Below are 24,617 nucleotides of genomic sequence, written 5' to 3'. Positions count from 1 at the left end.
GACGTGACACAGTGTCGTGACATTGGGGGCCTATCTAAGAGACATTCAGATCACTTGGTTGGGAACTTGGTCTAGGACCACGCTCTGGTTGTATACGCAGGCGGCGCCGAGAGGTAGCCCAGGCTTGAATTAGCGACGTCATCAGGCCGCGTACCAGTAGGCTGACACGATAGACACCGGACAGCTAAGACGACAACGTGAGACGACCGATGGCAGGGGTAGCATTTAACGCTTTATTGGAGGAGGTCCCTCTAAGCGGGTAGACCCGCGCCTGAGCTCGTGTTCTGACGCGTCGATGATCGTAACTACTTCCAACGGACGGCTTCTCATAGCGGAGACTACTAGCGATGCGCATCCTGTCGAACCTCATAGTTGAAGTTGGTGGCTCCAACGCCGCTGAGCGGATCCTGCAAGACTCCGCTACCGTACGCGAGGCGCTGGCGTCCGAGTGGCTGAGTGCGTTCCAGATCGGCGTAGAGTTGGGTGCCCAGCCCTGGGAAGCAATCACGCCGCTAGCCAACTACGCCGTGAGGACAAGCTTCTAGGGGTTATGTAAAGCAGCCAGTGCCTAGTTACAGATATCCGACTTGGCAGCTCCAGCCCGCTGAGCGACCCGTAGACCACTTGGCAAGGATACTGGAACTGATGCGCGAGTTAGGTCCATTTCAGCGTGAACTGAGTGATCTTCGTCGCACCACTGGTTGGGGTAAGGTCGAGTGTTTCCTGTCACCCCACACGCTGCTCGATGACGCGCCCCCGGCTGAGCTGCTGATTGCTGATCCGCTCCGGGTACTGCATACGGCTCACTTAGAGTTGCAGGAATATCAAGGGAAACGCCAACTGTCCGGATCACAGAGGGGCAGGCGTCCTAAGCGCAAGCCACTTCAACCGTGCTCAAGCCGCTTTCTCTTCAGCTGAGGTGATTTGGTGCCGGCGGCTCACTACGCGAGCTCGAAAGCAAGGACAATCTCTGCTCGATGCGTCTCTGCGAGATCCGCATACCTGCGTCTTCAGCAGGATACGGCGACGCGAACAGCGGGGCCTCGACCCACAGGGCGTGTTGGCCAGGATGGACATACGGCTCATGGTCGTCTAGCAGGAGAGCCTCGCCCAGTTGCGGCGACACTAGTAGCAGATTTTTTGTAGATCCTGTCCAGTCGATGTAGCGGACCTCTGCGAACCATTGCGGCACGTGCCCTTCGCTTGCCAAGAGCGACGCGATTTTCAGCGCACTGGGTTTCGGTACCGTTGTGAAGAGGACAACTTCCTTGAAGGCGTCGCGAGCAAATTGAAGGAAGCTAAGCAACTCGGGCCGAGGGATCTGGCTGACCGCGTTAGATATCAGTGTCCCCTCCAAATCGAGTGCAAGGATAGTCGGGCGCATACGTTGGGTGCCTCCCAGGATAGAGTAGGTTGCCGGGCTGGTGCTCTGGCTCGAAGCTTCGCTTACTTACTGCCGAGGACAGGTGGGGCAAGCCAGTACTCGTCGCCGATCGGCAATAGGCACTCGAGAGCGACATCGACCATTAGCGGGCGCCGCCACGAGCGATCTGGCAGGAAGCAGTACTCAGCATTTCCAAGCGAACCTGACGCTTGCTTAAGAGAAAGCCAATGAGTCCGCCGTCGAATCTCGCGGCCCAATACGGCCAGTGTCGCTGCCTCGTCACCGCCAGTGCTCAGGAACTCACTTGCGGCGCCACGAACGGATGACCAGAGTACGTACCGCTTGCGCCCCAAGCTCAACTCATTCCAGTCGTCCTCCTCAAACCTTAAAAGCTCTTCAACGTTTCGAACGCCAATTCGGTGTCTGCGGAGTAGCGCTCCGAGGTAGGCGCCAGCTTCACGGTTAGATAGTTGACGCCAGAGCCACTCTTGGTCATTTGAATCAAGCAGGGGGCGCCAAGCACTCAGTGCTTGGGTGAGCAAGGCGCTTAGATTGCCTGATAACCCGGCGCCGTCCTTGTAGCTCCAGCTAATGGGATCGTAAAGGGAGCGCCTTGTTGCACCATTCGATGACTCGCCCTCGGCAAGGACGCCAGCTGCCTTAAGGAACAACAGCAATTGCTGCGCAATCGCTGGATCAGCCGCCACGGGAGCAGAGACTGAGATCGAGCGCTCAAGAGCGCACCACGCACATGCGTAGAACGGGCCAAGTGACACGAGCAGCGCATCTAGCGCTGGCCACGAGGGGATGAGGGTCTGTTGGTCACGCCCATAGATCACTCGATCCCCGGCAGTTCAACCAAAGCTGATGCTAGCAAGCTCCTGAGGTGCCGTCTACACAATTTTCATGTAGGCCCGGACTCCGCCATAGATTTCGTTCCGCTCCTACAGGCGGGTCCGATGGCTACGAAAACGATCTACCAAAGTGTGTACCTGCGGTTGGTCGGCCAACTCCGTGAGCGACGTGAGTCACTGGGCATTAGTCAAACCAAGCTGGCCTCACATCTGGGATGGCCCCAACAAAGGATTTCAGCCGTCGAGTCTGGAGCCAGACGCTTGGACGTGCTGGAATTCTGCCTCGTTGCATCAGCACTAGGGTTCTCCTCTACTGAAATATCGGATCACGTCCTGAAGATGGTGCAAAGTCTACGCATGAGCCAGATCAAATAGAGGCAGTAGTGCAAAGTCACCAAGCGGTGTCAGGTTGCGATTGAAGTGCTCTCAGTGTCGCCCCCTCAGCACGCATCCAGGCCACGGCATTTTCGTGGTAAGGCAAAGGTAGAAATCCATCCGGTCCCGCCGATCAATTCCGGACGGATCAGATCGGTGGCAGTTTCGCCGGCAGGTCATTGCCGCGTCCTTGCCTCAGTGCCTACCGGGCCATGAGGTTGGTCTGGACGGGATCAACTCCTCCGCGAGAGATGACCCTCTCCGTCGCCATGCAATCGGCGGTCCCGCAGGCTGAAAAATAGAAGCGAAGTCCTGGTACACGCGTCAGTGGGCCGCGAACTAGTACCCCAGCCACTGAGCAAGTACGGCGCCCACCGATCCGAAGCAACCCGGCGGAAACTTCCAGGCGATGAGCGCCGTTCCGATGCACGGAGGTATCCATGCAAGCACATGGAACGTTGCTACAGCCCTCCTGGCGAAAGTGAGCCTGTCGAGAAAAGTCGTCTCCAACTGTTTGATAGTCCCGGCAACCTCGCCAACTTCGTTGGCGCGCATCCGAAAACTTTGCAGTACACCGTCGAAGGCACTGGCGGTCGAGTCGAGCTGGTAACCAACGGCTCTGGCCACGCCCCAACCACTACGCTCACTAGCAGGGCACCCAGGCACACTACTACGTCGCTTGAGATTGAATCGCTGGAGAGAACCGCCGCCAAGGCAACCAACGAAAGTGGAATGCCGACCGCCAAACGGCCATCGCCGCACCAGAAGGAGGGGCCGCTGTCAAGTTTCCGTAGACACCCGGATGGGGCGTTTCAAGCTGCGCCCCGTTTGTAGCCAGCGGGCGAGCCGTAGCCCAGCATGGAATAGAGCCGGTGGTTGTTGTCCGCTTACGGCCAATAGCTGACATTCGGCTATCACCGGGGCGACCTACGGGAAAAGGCGAAAACTGGGCTGGAACCACCCTGACTGCTTCTGAGCCGCAAATCGTGCTGAATGGACATTCGTTCAGGCTGGCCCTTTCGAGGCCGCCGATCATTCTCGAGGAAACAGCACAAGCAGCACCACCGGCGGCGCCGATGCCAGCGTCACCGTCAATCGGTTCAAGAAGTTCTCCGGCGACGTGAAAGGCAAACGCTTTTTCTTCACGAGCGGACTGGATAACGCGGCGCTAAAGCACCTCGAGACGCTTCAGGTGCTCCGCACCTAGAAGAAATCGCGCAGATGGCGCCCCCACAGCCTCTCCGCCGGATCGCGCGGGTTCGCGCTCGTGCCGTGGCCACCGGCGCTGGAGCGCCAGCTCAGCAAGCCAGTCGCAGGCATCATGCGTGGCGATGGAACAACTGGAAGTTCGTCGCGGCCGTGGCGGACCAGCTATCGCTTGACCGCTCTTTATTCTCCCGCATGCTCTCCTATACTTGATGAAAGGGGGGGAAGAATGATGTTCGAAATTACTGGCGCACAAGTCGCCGACCTCAATGACGCCGATCTACGGACACTCGTCGCACGTCTCGCTTTGGCAGAATTGCGGGCGCAGGGTTGCCCCAGTTCGTCGGTGACCGCTGGCGGCAATCAGGATGCGGCCGATGGCGGGCTTGATGTCCGGGTCGAGTGCCCGTTCGCACTGCCGATGCCGGATTTCGTGCCGAGCCAGCACACAGGGTTTCAGGTAAAGAAGCCCGACATGCCGGCGAGTGCAATCCGCAATGAGATGCGTCCTGGCGGCGTACTACGGCCGGTCATCGCCGAACTCGCCACTCGCTCGGGCGCCTACATCATCGTCAGCGCGCAAGGGTCGGTCGCAGACAAGCCGCTGAGTGATCGTCGCTATGCGATCCGGGCGCAGCTCGATGATCTGCCTGAGGCCGGGCAGTTGCATAGCGACTTCTACGATCGCGACCGGCTGGCTACATGGGTCAATCACTATCCCGGGATTGCCGCCTGGGTCCGCATGCGGCTCGGCATCGGTGTGTCGGGCTGGAGCAGCATCGGCGATTGGTGCGGCGTCGGCGTGAGCGAGGAGACGCCCTATCTCTTCAATGACAAGGCTTGCCTAACTGATGAGCGAACGAGCGACCGCGAGCACCTCACCATCGGCGAGGGTCTCGCCCGGCTTCGCGTCTCTCTGACCCAAGCTCGCCAATGTATCCGGTTGATCGGCTTGTCCGGTCTCGGAAAGACTCGTCTCGTGCAGGCACTGTTCGAGGATGGTGTCGGTGAGGCGCCGCTGGACCCGGGGCTTGCCGTTTATACCGACTATTCGGTCGAGACTAACCCGACCGCCCGGGACATGGCGCGCCAGCTAGTTATCGCACGGCAACGTGCGATCCTGATCGTCGATAACTGCAATCCGGCGACACACAGCGAACTTGCCCGCATCTGTTCGGAAGCGGGGAGCCAGGTCAGCCTCCTCACGGTCGAATATGATGTTCGCGACGATGAGCCCGAGCGTACCGAGGTCTTTCGCCTGCAATCAGCACCGCCCGAAATGGTGGAACTGTGGCTGGAAAAGACCTTCCCCAATATGACGCAGGTGGACCGGCGCACGATATCGGAATTCAGCGACGGCAATTTCCGCGTGGCGCGCGCCATCGCCGAAACCCTCGGGAAAGGCGAGACCTTGGGAAAGCTCAAGAGCCGTGACCTCTTCGAGCGGATTTTTCACCAGCGCAACGAGCCCGACCGGGATCTCCTTTCCGCCGCCGAAGACCTTGCGCTGCTCTATTCGATCGATGGCGAAGACACGTCGGAAAGCGGCGAACTTGCGCGGGTTGCTGCTATTCGCGGCGCTTCCGTGGCGACGATGTATGCGGCGCTGAACACGCTTCGTCAGCGCGGGATCGCGCAGCTGCGCGGAAGGTGGCGTGCGATCCTGCCGCACGCGATCGCCAACCCGCTCGCCGGGTTCGCCCTCGAACGCATGCCCCCGGCCGATTTCGACCGCTTCTGCGCGTCGCTCACGGCGCGGATGCAGAAGTCCCTTTCGCGCCGCCTCGGCTATCTGCACGACAGCGCCGAGGCACGGGCCGCGGTCGTGCGCTGGCTCGGTGCCGACGGTCTTCTTGGCGATCTCGCGGCGTTGGGCGAAGACGGCCTCCAGATCATCACGAATATCGCTCCGGTCGCACCGGATGCCGTGCTCGCAAGGATCGAGCGAGACGTAACTGGGCCACGCGGCGCCGAGATACTCGATCCGCAGTCGAGCGACCGGTGGCGGTGGATACGGTTGATCAAGCTCCTCGCCTACGATCCACCGCTATTCGACCGCGCGGCGACATTGCTTGCCCGGTTCCTTTCCGCTGAACCGCCCAATCACAACAAGAACTCGGCATCGGAAATGTTCGCCGAGCTGTTTCACCTGCACCTGTCCGGCACCAAGGCTTTGCCGGACCAGCGGCGATCGCTTGTGCGCCGGTTTGCGCAATCTGGTGATCCGGCTTTGATGCGCTGCGCCGGCGTCGCCCTCGATGCGCTGCTGAAGGCGCACTATTTCAGTTCATCCAGCGACTTCGACTTCGGCGCCCGGTCACGCGACTATGGCTGGCACCCGCTGACCAATGGCGACATCTGGGCCTGGTACAACGGCGCGGTCGACTTGGCGGTCGAGCTTTCGCCAATCATCGAGCATACCCGGGACCACCTTGCCCATAGCGTAAGGGAGCTGTGGCATTTCGGCGCCTGTCACGATGCGCTCGAACGGGCAGCGACCCACTTCTCTTCCGAGCGGCCCTGGATCGAGGGGTGGAGCGGCTTCCGCACAGCGCTGCGCTTCGAGGGCGACGCTATGCCTGATGAGGTGCGCGCGCGTCTCACCGCGCTCATCGACCGCCTGAAACCCACCGATCTTCTCCATCAGGCCCGTGCGGTGGTACTGGGGCGCAGCAGTTTCGGCTGGGATGTCGCTGACGGTGATGTCGACGACGGCGATGTCATGAAGCCGTATGAGCGCGCCTCCCAGCTCGCGAAGGAGATCGGAGCCGCGCTCGCGCACGACCCGGAGACGCGCGCTGCCTTCATCGCCGAACTGCTCGTTGAACAACATCCGCAGCGCGCCTACGAGTGCGGCACCGGCCTGTCGGATGGTGCCGCCGATCTTGATTCGATGTGGCGGGAACTGCTGGGCCTCTTTTCTGCCGCCGATGTGGAAAGCCGGAATGCGACGGTGCTGGGCGGGTTCATCTATGGCGCACACGCCAGGGATTCGGCCTTCGCCGACGCCGCGCTGGAGGATGTGATCGAGAATCCCGATCTCGCCGCGAGCTTGCCATATCTTCAGGCGCGTGTTGCTATCGACACTCAGGGCATTGCGCGGCTTCGGCGCGCGATTGAACGTGGCGTCCTGTCGGCGCGGACTTTTCACAGCATCGCCAATGGCAGCGTCGGCGAGTCTCCACCCGACGCGCTTGGCCCGCTGCTCACCGACATCGCCAGTCTCGCCGACGGCGTGGAGATCGCGCTCGATATCCTTCACATGCACTTCTACCGCGATCGGGAGGAGGGCGGACAACACGCTCCATCCTTGATTGCCGTCGGCCGTGAGCTGCTGCTGCGCGCAGACTTCGGGAAGAAGCAGTCGCTTCGCGATTTCGGGCTGCATACCGTCATACGGGTCTGCTGCGCCGGACCTGATGGTGCGGCGACGCTGCGCGAGATCTGCGCGCGGGTCCGAGTCGGGCTGGAGACCGTCTATCTCTCGTCCTACGATATCGGTTATGTCCTGAAGGCGCTCTTCGAAACGCACCCCCTCATCGCTCTCGACGAATTCCTGCTTCCTGAGCTCCGGCCGAGTAATCGGGGACTGTTTGAGGGGGGCTTTGGGTCTGGCACGCCGGTGGAGGATGTCGGCGCCGAGACACTTGTTCAGTGGGCGAATATCGATCCGGATCGGCGCTATCCGCTGCTTGGCAAAAGCATCTCCATGTTCAAGCGGCGGCAGGGTGAAGAGGAGAATGATGTCTCCACGCTTTTCCTGGAAATATTGGGCCACGCGCGAGACAAGCGGGCGTTTCTCGGTGATAGGTGGTCGCGGCTGCATCCGCGCAGCTGGTGTGGCTCGCTCGCCGATATTCTGGTTCGGCGTCGCGCAGCTATCTCAACGCTGGGTGACAATGTCGGAGGCGAGGTTCGGCAATGGGTCGCCGACATTCTGCCCGAACTGGACCGCTGGATCGAACATGAGAGCAAGCGCGATCGGGAAGGTGAACAGAGTTTCGAATAGCTGCTGATCCGAGCATCCTCAGCGGGGCTCTGACGCCGATCGCGGCTCTCGCGGAGTCTTAGGCCGGACCCGCCGCCCTTTGCATTTCTGCCGAGGGCTTCGCGCTGGGCGAATGGCAGGTTTTGGCACACCGCTGCCGGACGGCTGCTTAGGGTCGCAACACCCCCAGCTTCTCGAGCTAGGCGAACGCTGGCCCATCCCTCTACCGGAAGTTGGCCATGGTAATTATTCACACACCTCAACCCTTCGAGCCTTGGAACGAAGGAAAACTAGTCGGCCAGAAGGCTCCACTGAAGCTGAAAGGCATTTGGGCTATCCGGATCAGACTTCAGCTCGGCCACAAGATCCGCGACCTCGCTCTGTTCAACCTAGCGATTGATTCGAAGCTACGCGCCTGCGATCTGGTCAAGCCTCGGGCATCTGACGTCTCGCATGGCGGCCAGATAGCATCTCGCGCAATCGTGATGCAACAAAAGATGGGGCGACCTGTCCAGTTCGAGATCACCCAATCGAATCGCGAGGCCGTCCAGGCTTGGATCGCCTATGCCGACCTCAAAGCCTCGGATTTCCTGTTCCGCAGCCGCGTGGCGGAATCATCCCACCTGTCGACGAGGCAGTACGCCCGGATCGTCCATCGCTGGGTGGAAGACGCCGGCCTCGAGATGGGCTCCTACGGCACGCACATGATGCGCAGGACCAAAGCTTCGTTGATCTACCGACGCACGCGAAACCTTCGGGCCGTTCAGCTCTTGCGTGGGCATACGAAGCTGGAGAGCACCGTTCGCAATCTGGGCATAGACGTGGAGGACGCCTTGGAGATCGCCGAGCGGACTGACGTCTGAGCCCGGAAAGCTGATCCTCGTCCTGCAGAATGTCGAGGATCGGCCACAAGCGGTCGTTCAAAACGCTATCGGTTAAGCTTCTGCCACAAAATGGCAGTCGGCTTGACTGAATTGCTAAGCCCACCCCGCCTTGCCAATGATGTCCTGAAGAACGTCATCGATGTCGTACCGACGTTCCTGCACGACGCGATACAATTCAGAGAAGGTGGCCAGTGCTTCCTTTGTTCCGAGTTCTTTCGATGAGTACCGAACAAATTCGTTGAAGTCGTGCCAGTCGTCTTCATCCCAAGAGGCGAGTTGGCCGAGTTCATGCGGGCCCGGATAGAAGAAAAGATTGACATCATCCCCGAACTTGTTTACAGACCACTTATATTTACCGTCATACAGAAAGTAAATCTCGCTCCCCTGTCGACCTGGAGTCACGCCGGTGATGAGCTTCGGATTAGCAATCATCGCATTTGCTGCAGTTACGACCTTCATTTCTTGAAATCTCCCATTGCTTCCGAATAATTCACTGCGTCGAGGTGACGAAGGCATTCCCGCAGCTCGCTAACCAAAGCGCGCTTTTGTGGCTCGGATATCGGTCGCTTCATGTTGCCAGTGGCGCGACGGACTCGGATGGCGAAGTCTGAGAACCTCGCACTTAGTTGAGGATTGCCGTCGATTCGGCCGCAGATATCGTGGAATACGCTTGCCACCTCGGCCGCTTGTTCCGCATCTGCAGCGTTGAGGCTACTCAGCTCCTCGAGCTTTTGCCGCACCTCCGCAAGACTGGTTTGATTGGTAAAGTTAACGACCGCGCGCAAAAACGCGCTGATGTCGTTTCGCTTGAATAAGAACAAAAAGATCGCGATCCCCGATGCGCAGATCGTGAACATGTCAGCGGCCACAGATATCGCTTTATCAATAACTTCCCACATTACGCTCTGTACCCTCCTGGTGGGCCCAACTACCCAATAGACTGGCCCGCGGGTTCCGCTATATAACTTATCCACGAAGCGCCGTATGGTGTGCTTTTCCCCTTGATACGGCCCGATTCTAGGGCGACCGGGTCCGCCGAACAAGCCGAGGTGTGGACGGAGTTAGCGCGAGGATCGGGGGCTGCACTAATTGTAGCTATGGGTAGCATGACGCCCTGCCGCCAGAAGCGGACATCAACGCCTGAACTAAGCCGAGCCGGGAAATGACTTCGTCTTGAATGAGTTGTTAGGCGTGCCCAGACGACTGCCGCCCACGAACGATGGCCGAAAGCCTGAGTGGAGCGACCGAGCCAATGGATCAGGCAACCCACGAGCCAACTTTGAGGTGCCCCCAGGATGGAGTAGTGGGGACGCCCGTGACCGCCACAGACCAGAAGGGACTGGACTCGACAGATGCGGTAATTGGACCGATTAATGGGCAGGCAAGAAATTCGCCGCCAGCGATCAAGAGCATTCAGGTAAACGATGCTATTGGCAGAAGTGCTCTCGAGAGTGACTCACATCTCCCCTTGGCCGCTTAAAGCCTAGCCACGCCCGACACAGCTCCGTTCGATCCGAGACTGCGAAGCGGGTTCGGATTGAACGAATTGTTAGGGTTCAAGTATGCTTTGCAGTGCATTCGCCATGCCAAGATTGTTCATGACGTGCAAGTAGCATCTCTTCATGCGTTCAAAGTGAGTCGCATCAAAGTGCATGATGTCATTTGGGAAGCCACGAGCCACCACGATGGATCTCTGGCTTTCATTCCACTTGCCATGTATGTAAGCGTTGCGGATGTATTTGATCGCCAGGTAGTCCTGGAATGCCTCTGGGTCAACTGGCAAGCCCCGAAGCTTGAACGCGTTCTCTAGCCGTTTAAGTCGTTCGTCATTCGGCCCTTCTTGGAAGTACCCGTAAATGTCTGAAAGGCCTGGACGGCTTGCTGTCCATTCTTTGATCATGCACTCGACGCCACCGACCATCATCACCGCCCACAAGCGTGAGAACGAGGAGTACTTGATGCTGTCGGGCACATTCGCTTCGACAGGGTGAGCGTTCACCAAGCTCTCAAGCATGTGCAGATAAATCTGATCGTCTGAGTAGGCGTCTATAAACTCGCTAGTCACTTGAAAGCCCCTTAACTACCTAATAGCCGGATCCCTGCGTCCGGGTGTACGACTTATCCACAGTGCACCATATGGCGCACTTTCCCTTTGATGCGGCTCGATCTTAGGGCGCTTGGGTCCAGCTAACAAGCCAGCGTAAAACTGGGCCCAGCGGTAGGATCGGCGCGGACACGAATGGCCGTTATGGATCGAGATCCGGCTCTAGCACTCTTAATCGCGTTGCTTGGCGCCGGCGCGTCTGCTTTCGGCCAGAAGCGGACATTGAGTGCCTGAGTTGAGCCGCGCCGAGAGGCGGCGTCGCGTTGAACCAACTGTTAGCTACCATCACTGAGCTTCTTCCAGCCGCCAGTGCCGCGAGATGTGTAGATCTGCCAGTCAACTTGGGGTCTTCTGGTGCTTTCTCGTGAGAGAAAGTTCATGAGGTGTAGGTAGTACTCAAGGAAGATGCTTTCGTTGTCATCCGTGATCTCCTTTCCGGTTGCTGTTGCTGGATTGATAAGTCCACGACCAAGCACAACCACTCTTTCAACGACATCACGGGCCGCGCCAGCAGCGTCAAGTGCGCCGATAGTGCGCATGTATTCCTTCTGTAGCCAGTCGGTCGCACCTAGATTCGTTGAATAGGCAAAAATTGAGTAAGCACAACGGCATTTTCCGTCTTCCGCAGCAATACCATCGCGTCGCGGTCCAATAAACGGCTCCTTGAAGGGCCTCAGGCTCCTAATCGTCTTCGCTGCTTCAACGGATTTCTCTAGCTCGTCCTTCGAAAGGACGCTCTTTACTTCGATCACGGCATAAAGCGCCTCAGCGGGCACGAGTACATTTTCTCCGCCGGTGAAAATTGGGGCGGATGCACTCTTGTCATAGATAATTAGATCTAGTTGACCTGACCGCTCGTCGCGAAAATCGATTGCTTCACCCTTGGCAATGGCCATGGTGATCGGCAGGTGGGACTGCAGGAAGCGCATAAGAGATGCGGCCCGTTCGTCCCCCCGAATACCGTTGTGATGGAAGTCGCCAGCCTTCTCCGAGCCTAGTGCTAGTTCCTTCTCTGCACGCGACAGTACTGACTTGAAAACACGGCTGGATCTTTGAGTGCCTCGTGGCATGGGCGCTAAACACCTAATAGCCGGATCCCTGAATCCGGTCACACGATTTATCAACAGCGCACCGTGCGGTCCGCTATCCCCCTTGATACGATTCGATGTTAGGACGGCCGGGTCTGGCTAGCAAGCCGATGTAGAGCCGGACTTTGCCGGGTGCCAAGCGTGCGCTTCGGGGGATGCCAGCTCTGGGTGGGGAGTGGACTTTACCACCTGCGCAAGAGTGCCCTCCCGAAGGGACGTCCGCTTTCGGCCAGAAGCGGACGTTTTCGGTCAAGCCAGGGTTCGAGCGCGCGGCCGCCTGCACCGTTCCTCGAGCAATCACACAAGCAACCTGGACCAGCGATCTCCAAACAGCGAGATTGCAAGTCCGGCCAGCATGACCAGCGCGCCTGCAAGCTTGATGAGGGAGACGGGACGATGGGCAGAACCCATCAATGCGAAATGGTCGATGGCCAACGAAGACAGCAGCTGCCCGGCGATCACCAGCCCCACCAGGGCGGCCATGCCGATACGGGGCACCAGGATGACGTTGCTGAGCAGCGCAAATGCGCCCATCACTCCGCCCAGCAACACCCAGGCCGGCTGCGCCGGGATGCCTGCAAGCAGGCCGAGGGTGTTGCCCCGTACGAGACCGACGAGAGTGAGCGACAACAGCCCCACCATGAAGGAGAAGATGGCGGCTGCAACAGGATCGCCGCCCAGGCCCTTTGCCAACTGACCATTGAACGTGGTCTGCAATGTGACGGCCATTCCCGCAACCATTGCCAGTGGAAAGGCCCAGGCACCGAAGCTGTTCATGTTTACTCTCAGTGATTGGTTAGAACGGGGAAGGAAGTGCCGAACACGTCCGGCGTGTAGCCGGCAGCCGAGAACAGGTGCGCGCAGGATTCGTCCACCGCAGCGCGCAACTTGCCCATGTCCAGGCCGCACATTTCGCCGCCCCGCTTCAGCACCCGGCCGCCGACCATCACGGTGTCGATGTTGCTGCGCTCCGCCGCATGCACCACTGTTCCGAACGCATTGTTGGACGGATACAGGTTGATGTCGCCGGTGCGGAACAGCACGATGTCGGCCTGCTTGCCCGGCGTCAGGCTGCCAATCCTGTCCTGCAGCCCTGCGCAGGCCGCGCCATCAAGCGTGGCGGCTTCAAGCAGGCGGTGGGAATTGAGCGGATCCTGTGGGGTGCCGGCACTACGCGGGGGACGTGCATTGACGCGCAGCACGCGCTCTAGGTAATAGGCCACGCGCATTTCCATGAACATGTCGCCGCTGTAGGACGTCTCGTTGTCAACGCTGAAGCCGGGTCGCAGCCCGTGCCGAACCGCCGCATCCCAGGCGAACATGCCATCCTCGATACCGTAGTGGGCATCCGAGCGCGGGCAGACATTGATGTGCACACCGGCATCGCGAAGGATCTCCCAGCCCTCATCCTTCAGGCAGGTGCAGTGGTTGAAGATGTTGTCCGGGCCCAGCAGCCCTTGCGCATGCAACTGAGGGAGCTGGGCGCCCATCTGTTCACCGAAGAACTCGGTGACGATCGGGATACCCAGGCGGCGTGCTTCGGCCCAGAGCTCCGGCTCGATGTTGGCCATGGTCGCCAATGTGACCAGGTCGTTGGCCGGGTCCTTGAAGTACTTTTCCTGCAGGCGGGCGAGGTTTCCCGGCCAATGCGCGCGGTCCCAAGTGCCGGACACGGGAGCGCCTGATGCATGCAGCGCACGGATGCCGGCATCGAGCAGAGCTTCAACCGATGCATCGGAGTGCGCGGCTGTGCGGCTGTTGTGGGAGTTGTCGATGACCGTAGTGATGCCAGCATCAATTGCGCCCAGCGCGGACAGCAAGGTGCCGACATACATGTCCTGCGGACGGTAATGCTTGGCGAACGAGAAATGCGTGGCGTTGGAGTAGTGCTCCAAGGTCTCGGCGTTGGAGTTGATCCGGCGCAGCTGACCCTCCCAGGCGTGGCGGTGGGAGTCCACCATGCCCGGGATGGCGATCATGTCCTTGGTATCGATGACGAACGCGTCCTCGGCGCTGAGGTTCTCGCCAACGGCAGTGATGGTCCGACCGGAGACCAGGATGTCGCCCTTCACGAGGTTGCCCACAGCCGGGTCCATGCTGATGATGGTTGCGCCACGGATGAGCGTCTTTTCGGCCGCTGCGGTTGTCGGTTGCTGAAGAATGTCTCGCGGGAGGGTGCTCATTGGGGCAAGGTCGATTTCTGGAATGGCGTGAACTCTATGCCCCGCTGACCCTGCGAAAAATCCATGCTCTTCGTTTTTATTATTCGTAGAACGCGCATAATCGGGATCGAGGTGACCGTCAACTGTAGGGTGGAAGCGAAATGGATCGGATTCTGGCGATGCAGGCGTACGTGCGGGTGGTAGAAGCGAAGAGCTTTGTGCGTGCCGCCGAGGCTCTCTCCATGCCCCCCTCCACCGTCACGGGCTTGATCAAGGGCTTGGAAAAGCACCTGCGCGTCCGCCTGCTCAACCGGACCACGCGCAGCGTCAGCCCCACTTCGGAAGGCGAGCGCTACTACCTGCAGTGCCGCGAGATCCTCAACCAGATCGAACAGGCGGAAACCGGCCTGAAGTCGTCGCCACAGGGCCTGCGGGGGCGGTTGAGGATCGACATGCCAGGCGGCCTCGCGCACTCGATACTCCTCCCGAACCTGGACAGCTTTCGCCGTCAGTATCCCGGGGTCCATCTGATGATCGGCGTGGGTGACCGGCCGGTCGACCTCGTCCAGGAGGGTGTGGACTGCGTGATCCGGACCGGGCCGCTGGAAGACTCCAGCCTCGTAGCCCGGCCGCTGGGGAACTTCCGCTGGATCACCTGCGCCGCACCAAGCTATCTGGAGGTGTATGGCGTCCCACAATCACTTGAAGACCTCGCCGGGCACCGCGCAGTCCACCATTTTTCCTCTGGTTCGAGGGGCGGTGGCAGCCTGCTCTTCTCAGCTGATGGGAAGAGACAGGTAGTACCAGTGGAGGGCTCGGTCGCCGTCAATGAGACCGAGCTGTACATCAAGCTGTGCATGAAGGGATACGGCCTGGCACAGTTGCAAGGCGTACTGGTCGAGAAGCAGTTGCAGGATGGCAGCCTGGTTGAGGTGCTTCAGCGGTGGCGTCCGCCGTCGGTGCCGGTTTCGATCCTTTACCCGCACCACCGTTATGGATCGCCCATCGTCCAAGCGTTCATAGCATGGGCTGCAGAGCTTTTCTCCGCCAAGAGCGAGAAAGCATAGATCGCGAAGTCAGCCGTCGCGTCCAGAGATTCCGAGGCGGTGTCGAGCATCTATCTCTCGGGTGGACTGCTAGAGATAGCGTATCCCTCAGACAGATGCCTCCCGGAAGCCGCCGGGCAAGGTGTCCGCTTCCGGCCAGAAGCCGACATCCGCTCGGCAAAGTCCTAACCAGCGCTTGCCCCAACGCCTTGCTACTTCACCGCTGCACGCCACGCGGGCCACGCCTCGCCGATCACGCCCAGCGCGGATTTCAGGAACAGCAGTGCGATCACCGCGCCTGCTGCGATGTCCGGCCAGCCGCTTCCGGTCAGCGCTACGCCACCGGCAGCCACCAACACACCGATGTTGGCGGCGACATCATTGCGGGAACACTCGAAGGTGCTTTTCATGTTGATGTTGAGCGCGCGGAACCGCCACAACAATGCCAGGCACACCAGATTGGCCACCAGCGCGATGGCTCCAAACCCCAGCATCAAGCCGCTGGAAGGAGGCACGCCGTGGATCAGCTTGCTGAGCACCTCCACCACGATGAAGACAAAGAAGGCCAGGATCAGCAGCCCCTTGGCGAGGGCCGCACCGGCCTCCCAGCGCGCCCCCCGGTTCACTGCCCACAGGCTCAGGCCGTAGACGATCGCGTCGCCCAGCATGTCCACGGCATCGGCCTGCAGGGCACTGGAGTGCGCCACGATGCCCGCGCCGAACTCGATGAAGAACATCGTCAGGTTGATGATGAGTACCGCCACCAGTACGCGCCGCTGCGCACTGTGAAGGGCCAGCGCTTCCAGTTCCTGGCGCTTGTGGCCGCAGCAGTGGTCCATGGATGTCTCCCGCCAGGCTGTGGCCGGGCTTGAAAAAGGGTGGGAGAGTCGTTATCAACCCTGTAGCCCCTACAAGGTCAAGCCCATGCCCAGCCACCTCACCATCGGCCAGCTGGCCCGCCAGACCGGCACCAAGGCCGAAACCATCCGCTATTACGAAAAGATCGGCCTGCTGCAGCCGCCGCTGCGCTCGGAGGGCAACTACCGCTACTACGGCGCGCAGGACCAGAGGCGCCTGTCGTTCGTGCGCCGCGCCCGCGAGCTTGGCTTCTCCATCGAACAGATCCGCGAGTTGATTGCCTTTGGTGAACAGCGGGAGCACGAGTGCAGTTCGGTGGACGATGTGGTGAGAGCGCACATCGCAGACATCACGCGCCGGATCCAGGACCTGCAGGCGTTGCAGGGCGAGCTGGAGCGGATGATCGGCAATTGCCCGGGCGGCCGCGTGGCCGACTGCAGGGTGCTGGAAGCCCTTCAGCCGCAGCCTGCCGCTTGACCTTGTAGCCGCATCAAGGCTTACAACGCCCGGCCACTTCGCCACCGCGCGGCCTTGCCGCCCTGACGACCCATGACCCTGCTGCCCCATCCGCTTGCCCTGGCGCTGAGCGCCACCCTGCTGTCCGCCGTTGCCCCGGCCAATGCACATGAACCGCCCGCCGCGCACGACGACCACCACGATGAGGCCGTGGAGCTGGATGCGGTGGCGGTGCAGTCAACCCGGTCAGGGCGCCGCGTTTCCGACGAACCGATCCGGGTAGACGTCGTATCGCAGGAAGAGATCGAAGAGAAGCTGCTGATGTCGCCGGGCAACGTCTCCATGCTTGTGGCGGAGACGGCGGGCGTGCGGGTGCAGAACACTTCGCCTGGCATGGGCGCATCCAACATCCGCATCCAGGGCCTGCGCGGCCGGTATACCCAGCTGCTGGCCGATGGTCTGCCGCTGTACGGCGGCCAGTCATCGTCCATCGGCCTGCTGCAGATTCCCCCGACCGATCTTGGCAGTGTCGAGATCATCAAGGGCAGCGCGTCGGCGTTGTACGGTCCGGCAGCGTTGGGCGGTGTGGTGAACCTGATATCGCGCCGGCCCAAGGAAACCGCCGAGGCCGAAATGCTGCTCAATGCCACCAGCCGTGGCGGGCAGGACGTAACCGGCTACGCAGCAGGGCCGCTGGCCGAGCACTGGGGCCTCTCGGTGGTGGGTGGCTACCATCGCCAGGACCGCCAGGACCTGGACGGAGACGGCTGGGCTGACATTCCCGGCTACGAGCGTGCCACGGTCCGGCCGCGGTTGTTCTGGGAATCGGAAAACGGAGCGCGCGCACTGCTGACGGCAGGCGCAATGCGCGAGAGTCGGCTTGGCGGAACACTGCCTGGTCAACGGGCGCCCGACGGGCAGCCCTTCGCTCTCACGCAGCGCACGGAGCGCGTTGATGCCGGCGCGGTGATCGATGTTCCGGTGCGCGAGAGCGACCGCCTGCAGCTGCGCGCATCGGCCATGTCCACCGATCACGACCACGGGTATGGCCCTGACCAGGACAACGACACCCATCAGACCGGATTCGCGGAAATCAGCTATGCGTCCGGCATAGGCGCCACCAGCTGGCTGGCGGGCATTGCCGCGCAGCAGGACCTGTTCCGTTCCGCCCGATACCCGCAGTTTGATTACCGCTACACCCTGCCCGCCCTGTTCGTGCAGGCCGAGCAGGCGCTGCGCGATGACCTCACGCTTTCCGGCAGTGCTCGCTGGGATGACCACAGCGTCTATGGCGGGCACTTCAGCCCCCGCGTGTCACTGTTGTTCCGCCCTGACGAGTGGACCCTGCGCGCGTCCATCGGCAGAGGCTTCTATGCGCCTACACCCTTCGTCGAACAGATCGAGGCCGCTGGCCTGTCACGCCTGGAGCCGCTCACCGGCCTTCGCGCGGAGATCGCTACAACCGGGTCCATCGATGCAGGCTATGTGCATGGCCCCTGGGAGATGAACCTCAGCGTGTTCGCATCCGATATCGACCATGCGGTACGCCTTGTGGAATCTGCGAACGCGCCGGGTGAACGTGTGCAACTGGTCAATGTGGCGGGCGTCACCCGCACCCGGGGTAGTGAGTTGCTGCTGCGCTATCGCTGGCAGGACATCACGGTGACCGGTAGTTATGTCTACACCGATGCGCGCGAACCTGATGAGGAGGGCACCGGCCGCCGCCTGGTCTCACTCACACCCCGGCATAGCGCAGGCCTGGTTGCCATGTGGGAACAGCATGACCGTGGCCGCATAGGTCTGGAAGCCTACTACACCGGCATCCAGGCGCTTGATGACAATCCCTGGCGCCGACGCAGCCGACCGTATCTGGAAGTCGGTGCACTGGGAGAGATCGTGCTGGGAAGAGTCAGCCTGTTCCTCAACCTGGAAAACATCCTCAACGTCCGCCAGAGCGGCTACAACCCGATGCTGCGTCCTCGCCGTGCCGACGATGGCCAGTGGACCGTGGACGCATGGGCGCCGCTGGAAGGGTTTGTGGTGAACGGTGGCGTGAGGCTGAAGTTCTAGGGTTGGGCTAATACGGCAGGCGGTTTCCGTTTCGGCCAGAAGCGGACAGCGTTGCGGCTACCAGTCACGTCGGGCTCGGCGATCAGGCCAGTTCAGGATGAATTCCTCCTGCTCCGGAGTCTCCACCGCAGCAGGTCGCACTGCGCGCACTTTAGAAATTGCATCGGTGCCGTCCGAAGCGCAGCCTGTTTCAATGAGAAGCATCGACGCCACGGTCCCCGCCCGACCCAAGCCTCCCTTGCAGTGCACTACGATCCTGCTTCCGGACAAGAGTTCGGCTGCGAGCTGAGGTCCTAGGGACTTCCATGGCTCAAGTAGTCGCGCGTCTGGGGCCGCGCCATCCGTAATCGGCAGGCCGTGCCACTTCAGCCCGTGCGCTTGGGCACGCTCTGCCAACGAGCAGATTCGCAGCTCTTGGAACTCCCATGGCTCAATCAACGTTATCAGGTGCTGGGCTCCCCACCTAACTATCGACGCTAGATCGAGGTCCAAATCTCGAGCCCAAGACCCCGTCATTGCGACTTCTTGATGCTTTCCCGGTGCAAAGGTGACACCGATCCCGCCGCCGTTCATCCCGACGGGCAAGGTCGCAATCTGCAGTGGGTGGGAGACACTTGTTCTGCTCATCTGCGCTCTCCGAAATCGATTGCCACTGAGGGCGGGAAGCAAACGCTGCCCGCTTTTGAACTGAATGTCCAACCGTGAGCCTAGTGGTGCAGCTAGCACCTGGCTGAGTGCCGGAAGCAGCTCACAGTCCCCCGAGTTCTGAGAAGGGATCCAAGCCACATTTGTAATGACCGACCGCCTTCTGCTCAGATCATGCGGTTAATGTAGCGGCATAGGCCGCGTCCGATGGATCACACCTTGTCATCACGCTAGATGCGTTTCGACCAGAAACAACCCGCGCACGTGATCATCTCCGTCGCTGGCTGCCACATTTCCCGGAAAGCGTCAACAACCTAACCAATACTCAAAAGACTGAGGTTACGGTGTCGAAATATTGCTGTGCGTGTCTTAGCCTTTTTCGTAAGCACTCTGGCGAGATCCGTGTCAAATCGGGCCTTTGCGAACTCTAACGAATGACAGCAGATACGGATTGGGCAGCTCGTGGCCACTGTAGAAAGAATTGCCTACACGCACCCATCTCCTATCGTGGATGCGAAGCTTGAGACCATCACCTGGTGCGAAGGTGTCAAGGGCCAAACCGTGTACATTCCACAGATCTTCTGGCGTGACAGCACTCCGTGGCGCGAAGCCAACATGTGGGTCATATGGCAAATCACGCGTGGCTCCAAGAAAGTAGACACGGCGCACAGCGCAATAGGTCACTTGCGAGCCTTTGCCGCATGGCTTGAAGAAAACGGGATGACATGGACTCACTTTCCCGAGAGGGAGGATCAGCGTTGTCTGACGATATACCGGGGTCACCTGATTAGACAGCGCGACACGGAACAACTCATGCCTTCCACAGTCTCTGCCCGGATGACTGCGGTACTCCGCTTCTATCGATGGGTGATGGGGAATGGCCTGATAGTGGCCGACCAGCCGTTATGGAAGGACAAGTCGGTACTTGTGCAGCTCGATCAAAAGTACGGAATGCGGCGCAGTGTTCTTGTCACATCGAGCGAACTTAGCATCCCAAATTCAAGAGCAAACCTCCTGACACTTGAAGGCGGCGTCCTCCCAGTCTCGGTAGAAGTCAGCCAGAGAATCGTCAGCTTCGCCTCCAGACATGGTTCACCCGAAATTGCCCTTCTGCTTCGCACCGGCTTCGGTACGGGCATGCGTGTAGGAACCGTCCTGTCACTAAGAGAAAGGACAGTAGAAAGGGCAGCGCCCCATCCCTCGTTTCGAGGGTGGTTCACAATCGCCGTGGGCCCAACCGGTGCAGTGCCCGTAGACACCAAGTTCGGCAGAAGCGGCGAGATCCTCGTCCCGGGCGCAGCGATTGAGGCCCTGAGGGGCTACATCCGATCTCCAAGGCGCTTGCTGCGTATGGCATTGGCCAAAGCTGAGGATCGCGACCTGATCTTCCTCACGAAGTCAGGGCGCCCATTTGGCAACAACTCCAGCAAGAGTATGGCTATGAATACCCAGATTAGCCGACTTCGCAAGAAGGCGTCCGATATAGGAGAAAGCTGCCTCGTCGGTTTCAACTTTCATCGCGCGCGCGCCACCTTTGGAACCGAGTTGGCCAAAGCTGCCCTCAAGCATGGCGGCATAACTTTCGCGATCTGGCTTGTGAAAAGTGCGCTCATGCACAAGAGCGAGAAGGACACCATCAGATACATCAAATTTGTGCAGTCTATTTCAATTCTCGAAGAGACTTCCGACCAGTTTTCTCACGAGTTCTTTGGGATGCTTCCATGACAATGAAAATGCATCCTATGGAGTTCCCTGAGATCCGTCAGAGCTCTTCACAGCGACTCTTCGACCTCCGCTTCCTGGCGTACAGAAACGGGGCGTCACTAGACTGCGTCGCGTTCCGCTTCAGAACTTTCGATCAAGCAAAGTCCAAGGGACTGCTTGGTCAGTTCTTACCGCACCGCCTACCTCTGCTCTTGAAGTTATACGAGACAATGAAACGCGGCGTTGCTTCCGGGGATGCAAGTCCGACCACCTACTCGAGGCTTCGGGCCGCTTTCAAATTCTATGAATGGGCCGATGACGAGCAGCGCCGCGTCGATCTATCAACAGCCGCCGACAGTTTTTTGGACTGGTGCGAACACGTCCATCAAAGAACTCTCAAAGGGAGTGAAATGAGGATATCCCTGAATACCGCCCATAGTTTGGTCGGCAGGCTGGACACCGTATTAGTGCGCTCGCTTGGCTTTAACCGCTCTTTACTAGCCGCGACCAGTCTTTCAAAGCGCCCTCCACGACAAACATTCCTCGCTGATAGGCAGGACATGCGATCCCTCGAGATCTTTGGCAGATCCTTGGTGGCGATCTGCGATTCCTTGACGCCGGAGTTGACTCTTGGCCGCCTTCCGGTTGTTGTAAGTGTTGGCGACAGCGGATCCATCTCACACTGGTGCGGTCTTCTGCCGCCGGAGAATGTGGCTGCGCAAAGTATGCCTGCGAACAGCTACAAGAAAGCCGAGTCAGACCGAGCTCGGCTTGCTTGGGAGCTCGATCCGAACCCTCTCAAGCGGCTCACCGTATTCAACATGCGAATCCGTGCAGAAATGTTGATTTTTATAGCTCAGACATCCATGAACTTGGCCCAAGCCCAAGCACTGAAGCGCGAAAAGCTTCGCAGCTATGTGGAAGGGGAAATGGTGGCCTATGTCAGAGCATACAAGGGACGCCGCCGAGGTGAAGTTGTCTTCCGCGCGTTTCGCTCCTATCGAACACATTTCTCTCGCTACCTGGATTGGCTTGACGCTTGCTTCCCTGATCGGCAGGAACTGTTGTTTCCTATTGTCGGTCTGCAAAAGCGAACCACATGGAAATCCCAAGGATTTCAAAAACTGAAGGAAGAGTTGCTGGGAATTGGCGTCCCCTTCTTTGGACCCATGATCCTGAGGAGAGTGAAGGCAAACTGGCTTGCAGAGAGGATCGGGAACCGATCTGTATCCGTGGAGGCAATCCAGCACCTTGAATCGACGAACGCTGCCTATCAGCGCCCAAATCTGTCGAGGGCGATGGGCGAGATATCCGAATTCAATAGGATGATCGAGCAGGCATTGGATTCCGCTGGTCCAGGCCAGTGTACTGTCCCGTTTCAGCCTTGGCAGATGCAGACGTCGGCGGCGAATGCCCCCATCCCTGACTGCGTCAATCCTGCCGGTTGCTTGTTCTGTGTCAACCATCAGGACATCGAAAGCCTTGACTACATGTGGTCACTCGCAAGTTACAGAGCACTTAAAGTACTCGAAGTAGCGAACCATCGGAATGCTCCTTTCCCGTCGAGCGTCCCTCCAAGTGAAGACAGGCCACCTGCTGTGCAGGCCGCCGATCAGGCGTCAAAGAAGCTGATAGAACTTAGCGCCGTCAGCCTAGTGGCCGCAGGTTGGGCGAAGGAGGCAGAGGAACGAGTCCGGGAAGGTAACTTTCATCCCAAATGGGCTGGATTCATAAGATTAATGGAACTCGGATGAACTCTAGAAACTTCTTTCAGATCAAGTCTGAATTCGCCTCTCGATCGCACGATGCAGCAAACAGTGCTATCGAATCTTGGCCGCCACCAGATGACTACCCGCTGGTCGTTGATGAGTTTGGGTCCGTTGTTTCTCGGATCGGAGATCCTTATTGGAACTTCACTCCTTGGACGCGCACTCCTACCCGGCTCAGCTTTGAGAGCGTCTCCAGCAGAAGGCGCTCGGTTCCGTTGGATCAAGCCAACGCCAAGATCTTCAAGTATGTGGTACTAACGTGGCTCTTCGGTCCCAACAGGGCCCAGAAGCCAAGTTCGGTGGTTGGAAAGTTTGAACTCATGAGGCCGCTGTTTGTCCTCTGCACGCAAACAGGGATTTCTGCGGCGGATCTCTGGCGTTTTCCGGCCATCGTTTCGAGAGTCAAAGACTGCTTTTCGCGTGCCCGTGCCCGCGAGAGCATTACTATTCTTCATCAAATATATCTACTTCGCCGGGAGACTGGGTTCTTCATCCTACTGCCTGAGCAGATCAATGAACTTGCAAGCAACATTCCTAGGCACGAACGCATCCAGACACCATACATCCCACCGAGAATATGGGTGCACCTGATGCAGAGATGCAAGTCCTGCCTAGAGGATTTTATAGACAACTCTAGTCGAGTGGAGGATCTCTTCAAGTTCTCGATTGAATCCTATCGGGTAAACTTGATGGAAGGCAAGAATCTCTATGTCGATTCTTTCTCAGCCGGCAGGAATCCGTTCTCCACTCCATCGGGGAATCGCGGCACTCGCACGTCTGTAGTGATACACGGACCATTCCAGCATTGTGCTGAGCAGTTTGGCGTACGCAAGTTGCTATCAAAGTGGATAAAGGGAATGCCGACAGAGAACGTGGCTCTAAAGGTCAGCGATCTGTCTAAGTACCTGTCCCTTGTTACGCTTTGCGGCGAGGTGTACATCTCGTGCTTCGCGTTGGCGCGAGTGAATGAGGGGAGGAGTTTACGCGCAGGCTGCATTGAACAAAGAGTCGACAGCCTCGGGCTTCCCCTAACTCTGATAAAGGGGCAGACGACCAAGACGATCGAGGAGGATACTTATTGGATCGGATCAGATTTTTGCAAGAACGCTGTTGTCGCAATGGAGCGGGTTAGCCTTCTACGGATGTCGTGCGCAATCGAAGACCCCCGGTCTCCTGCTACGGAGGAAGACCTCGACACCAGACCGCTCAGACTTCGCGCGTATGAACCCTGGATACCCAATTCCGGAGATGTGGGCCTTCCTATCGACTCGCTTCCCGGAGCACAGGCTCTGGGGAAAGCCTTGGATGATTTCGAGTACCTACTGGATGACAGGGAGCTCCAGATCACGTCCGAAGACCTTAGCATCGCTCTGTCCGTTACCCCTGGATTGGACCCTGAGAAGTTCGCAATCGGCAAGAGATGGCATTTCGCATGGCACCAGCTTCGTCGGACTGGAGCAGTCAACATGAACAGTTCGTCGCTCGTCAGCGATAAGTCCCTCCAACTTCAGCTCAAACACTCTGCTGAAGCTATGACAAGATACTACACACAAGGATACTATCATCTTGATTTGGTTCTAGATGAGGGTTCGAGGAAAGAATTCCTTCTGGCACTTTATGATGGTGTAGCGAAGGACATGACAGCCTTACAAGAGCCGTACTTCTCCAGCCCATTCGGCGACAATCACAAGTCATCTCTTCTGAACCTTGTTTCCGAAAAGAAGCATAATCAGCTGGTCAATCTCGCTCGCCAGCAGGACATACCTTATAGGACCACATTGCTCGGGGCCTGCACCAATCCCTCACCCTGCCAATTCGGCGGAGTAGATGCCTTGGTTGAATGTGCTGGCCGCTCAGATTTCTGCGCGTTCGTACTGTTAGACCGCAGGAAAATTCCCGCCTTGGGCGAACTTAAGGCTGACCTGCGCCGAACTGCCAGAGAAGCCAACCCTGACAGCCCACTCTATGCCAGCCTCACAGCTCAAGTAGCCGCTATTGAGCGAGTGGAAGATTGCTCGCGTTAA

Annotated in this window: 18 protein-coding genes; 10 read left to right on the top strand and 8 right to left on the bottom strand. The window is 59.1% G+C overall.

Annotation, left to right across the window (positions count from 1 at the left end):
• The first annotated feature begins 347 nt into the window (after positions 1-347).
• The 4 genes from VG561_RS13725 to VG561_RS13710 all read left to right on the top strand — a co-directional run bounded on the left by VG561_RS13725 (position 348) and on the right by VG561_RS13710 (position 8,670).
• Positions 348-545, top strand: a complete 198-nt coding sequence (locus VG561_RS13725) for a hypothetical protein (RefSeq protein WP_164124060.1) — start codon at positions 348-350, stop codon at positions 543-545.
• 1,798 nt (positions 546-2,343) lie between these two features.
• Positions 2,344-2,613 carry a helix-turn-helix domain-containing protein gene (locus VG561_RS13720; RefSeq protein ID WP_115875109.1) on the top strand — a complete coding sequence of 90 codons (270 nt, stop codon included), beginning with the start codon at positions 2,344-2,346 and terminating at the stop codon, positions 2,611-2,613.
• A 1,435-nt stretch (positions 2,614-4,048) separates the two neighbouring features.
• Positions 4,049-7,828, top strand: coding sequence for a hypothetical protein (locus VG561_RS13715; RefSeq protein ID WP_423179685.1), 3,780 nt, complete (start codon positions 4,049-4,051; stop codon positions 7,826-7,828).
• Between the two features lie 218 nt (positions 7,829-8,046).
• A complete protein-coding gene (locus VG561_RS13710; RefSeq protein WP_164241597.1) occupies positions 8,047-8,670 on the top strand; it encodes a tyrosine-type recombinase/integrase in 624 nt (207 codons plus the stop codon).
• A gap of 114 nt (positions 8,671-8,784) precedes the next feature.
• On the opposite strand, the gene VG561_RS13705 is transcribed toward VG561_RS13710, so the two are convergent.
• The 6 genes from VG561_RS13705 to VG561_RS13680 all read right to left on the bottom strand — a co-directional run bounded on the left by VG561_RS13705 (position 8,785) and on the right by VG561_RS13680 (position 14,066).
• The gene (locus VG561_RS13705) at positions 8,785-9,150 is read right to left on the bottom strand and encodes a hypothetical protein (protein WP_164124062.1); all 366 of its coding nucleotides are present in this window, start codon (positions 9,148-9,150) and stop codon (positions 8,785-8,787) included.
• Complete coding sequence (locus VG561_RS13700) at positions 9,147-9,590, bottom strand: hypothetical protein (RefSeq protein ID WP_164124063.1); 444 nt, start codon at positions 9,588-9,590, stop codon at positions 9,147-9,149. The genes VG561_RS13705 and VG561_RS13700 overlap by 4 nt, the downstream gene beginning before the upstream one ends.
• Positions 9,591-10,240: 650 nt before the next feature.
• Positions 10,241-10,756, bottom strand: a complete 516-nt coding sequence (locus tag VG561_RS13695; RefSeq protein ID WP_164124064.1) for a hypothetical protein — start codon at positions 10,754-10,756, stop codon at positions 10,241-10,243.
• A gap of 314 nt (positions 10,757-11,070) precedes the next feature.
• A complete protein-coding gene (locus VG561_RS13690) occupies positions 11,071-11,865 on the bottom strand; it encodes a DUF6602 domain-containing protein (protein ID WP_313470026.1) in 795 nt (264 codons plus the stop codon).
• Between the two features lie 315 nt (positions 11,866-12,180).
• A complete protein-coding gene (locus VG561_RS13685; RefSeq protein WP_115875139.1) occupies positions 12,181-12,660 on the bottom strand; it encodes a DMT family transporter in 480 nt (159 codons plus the stop codon).
• Positions 12,661-12,668: 8 nt separating this feature from the next.
• Positions 12,669-14,066, bottom strand: coding sequence for an amidohydrolase family protein (locus VG561_RS13680; protein WP_423179684.1), 1,398 nt, complete (start codon positions 14,064-14,066; stop codon positions 12,669-12,671).
• 140 nt (positions 14,067-14,206) lie between these two features.
• On the opposite strand from VG561_RS13680, the gene VG561_RS13675 reads away from it, so the two are divergent.
• Entirely contained in the window at positions 14,207-15,112 is a 906-nt protein-coding gene (locus VG561_RS13675) for a LysR family transcriptional regulator (RefSeq protein WP_115875143.1), read from the top strand.
• Positions 15,113-15,303: 191 nt separating this feature from the next.
• On the opposite strand, the gene VG561_RS13670 is transcribed toward VG561_RS13675, so the two are convergent.
• Positions 15,304-15,930: a cation transporter gene (locus tag VG561_RS13670; protein WP_164124066.1), complete on the bottom strand. Its 627-nt coding sequence runs from the start codon at positions 15,928-15,930 to the stop codon at positions 15,304-15,306.
• Between the two features lie 85 nt (positions 15,931-16,015).
• On the opposite strand from VG561_RS13670, the gene VG561_RS13665 reads away from it, so the two are divergent.
• Entirely contained in the window at positions 16,016-16,426 is a 411-nt protein-coding gene (locus VG561_RS13665) for a MerR family transcriptional regulator (RefSeq protein ID WP_115875147.1), read from the top strand.
• Between the two features lie 72 nt (positions 16,427-16,498).
• Positions 16,499-18,475 carry a TonB-dependent receptor plug domain-containing protein gene (locus VG561_RS13660; RefSeq protein ID WP_197576656.1) on the top strand — a complete coding sequence of 659 codons (1,977 nt, stop codon included), beginning with the start codon at positions 16,499-16,501 and terminating at the stop codon, positions 18,473-18,475.
• A 57-nt stretch (positions 18,476-18,532) separates the two neighbouring features.
• Here VG561_RS13660 and VG561_RS13655 read toward each other — a convergent pair whose 3' ends face one another.
• The gene (locus VG561_RS13655; RefSeq protein ID WP_258870158.1) at positions 18,533-18,991 is read right to left on the bottom strand and encodes a cyclin-dependent kinase inhibitor 3 family protein; all 459 of its coding nucleotides are present in this window, start codon (positions 18,989-18,991) and stop codon (positions 18,533-18,535) included.
• Between the two features lie 591 nt (positions 18,992-19,582).
• On the opposite strand from VG561_RS13655, the gene VG561_RS13650 reads away from it, so the two are divergent.
• From VG561_RS13650 to VG561_RS13640, 3 genes are all read left to right on the top strand, one after another.
• Positions 19,583-20,845 carry a site-specific integrase gene (locus VG561_RS13650; RefSeq protein WP_423179683.1) on the top strand — a complete coding sequence of 421 codons (1,263 nt, stop codon included), beginning with the start codon at positions 19,583-19,585 and terminating at the stop codon, positions 20,843-20,845.
• Positions 20,846-21,054: 209 nt separating this feature from the next.
• Complete coding sequence (locus VG561_RS13645) at positions 21,055-22,578, top strand: hypothetical protein (protein WP_331601391.1); 1,524 nt, start codon at positions 21,055-21,057, stop codon at positions 22,576-22,578.
• Positions 22,575-24,617: a hypothetical protein gene (locus tag VG561_RS13640; protein WP_164124071.1), complete on the top strand. Its 2,043-nt coding sequence runs from the start codon at positions 22,575-22,577 to the stop codon at positions 24,615-24,617. Before VG561_RS13645 ends, VG561_RS13640 begins: the two co-directional genes overlap by 4 nt.

This window comes from Stenotrophomonas sp. CASM110 (assembly GCF_049384345.1).
Lineage (GTDB): Bacteria > Pseudomonadota > Gammaproteobacteria > Xanthomonadales > Xanthomonadaceae > Stenotrophomonas > Stenotrophomonas muris.
Note: the sequence above shows the minus strand (reverse complement) of the source record. Positions and strands in the feature narration are given on the sequence as shown.

Excerpts from the sequence above, each read along its gene's own strand:
- VG561_RS13725 (WP_164124060.1), top strand. The coding sequence starts at position 348 with ATGCGCATCCTGTCGAACCTCATAGTTGAAGTTGGTGGCTCCAACGCC.
- VG561_RS13720 (WP_115875109.1), top strand. The coding sequence starts at position 2,344 with ATGGCTACGAAAACGATCTACCAAAGTGTGTACCTGCGGTTGGTCGGC.
- VG561_RS13715 (WP_423179685.1), top strand. The coding sequence starts at position 4,049 with ATGATGTTCGAAATTACTGGCGCACAAGTCGCCGACCTCAATGACGCC.
- VG561_RS13710 (WP_164241597.1), top strand. The coding sequence starts at position 8,047 with ATGGTAATTATTCACACACCTCAACCCTTCGAGCCTTGGAACGAAGGA.
- VG561_RS13705 (WP_164124062.1), bottom strand. The coding sequence starts at position 9,150 with ATGAAGGTCGTAACTGCAGCAAATGCGATGATTGCTAATCCGAAGCTC.
- VG561_RS13700 (WP_164124063.1), bottom strand. The coding sequence starts at position 9,590 with ATGTGGGAAGTTATTGATAAAGCGATATCTGTGGCCGCTGACATGTTC.
- VG561_RS13690 (WP_313470026.1), bottom strand. The coding sequence starts at position 11,865 with ATGCCACGAGGCACTCAAAGATCCAGCCGTGTTTTCAAGTCAGTACTG.
- VG561_RS13685 (WP_115875139.1), bottom strand. The coding sequence starts at position 12,660 with ATGAACAGCTTCGGTGCCTGGGCCTTTCCACTGGCAATGGTTGCGGGA.
- VG561_RS13680 (WP_423179684.1), bottom strand. The coding sequence starts at position 14,066 with ATGAGCACCCTCCCGCGAGACATTCTTCAGCAACCGACAACCGCAGCG.
- VG561_RS13675 (WP_115875143.1), top strand. The coding sequence starts at position 14,207 with ATGGATCGGATTCTGGCGATGCAGGCGTACGTGCGGGTGGTAGAAGCG.
- VG561_RS13670 (WP_164124066.1), bottom strand. The coding sequence starts at position 15,930 with ATGGACCACTGCTGCGGCCACAAGCGCCAGGAACTGGAAGCGCTGGCC.
- VG561_RS13665 (WP_115875147.1), top strand. The coding sequence starts at position 16,016 with ATGCCCAGCCACCTCACCATCGGCCAGCTGGCCCGCCAGACCGGCACC.
- VG561_RS13660 (WP_197576656.1), top strand. The coding sequence starts at position 16,499 with ATGACCCTGCTGCCCCATCCGCTTGCCCTGGCGCTGAGCGCCACCCTG.
- VG561_RS13655 (WP_258870158.1), bottom strand. The coding sequence starts at position 18,991 with ATGACGGGGTCTTGGGCTCGAGATTTGGACCTCGATCTAGCGTCGATA.
- VG561_RS13645 (WP_331601391.1), top strand. The coding sequence starts at position 21,055 with ATGAAACGCGGCGTTGCTTCCGGGGATGCAAGTCCGACCACCTACTCG.
- VG561_RS13640 (WP_164124071.1), top strand. The coding sequence starts at position 22,575 with ATGAACTCTAGAAACTTCTTTCAGATCAAGTCTGAATTCGCCTCTCGA.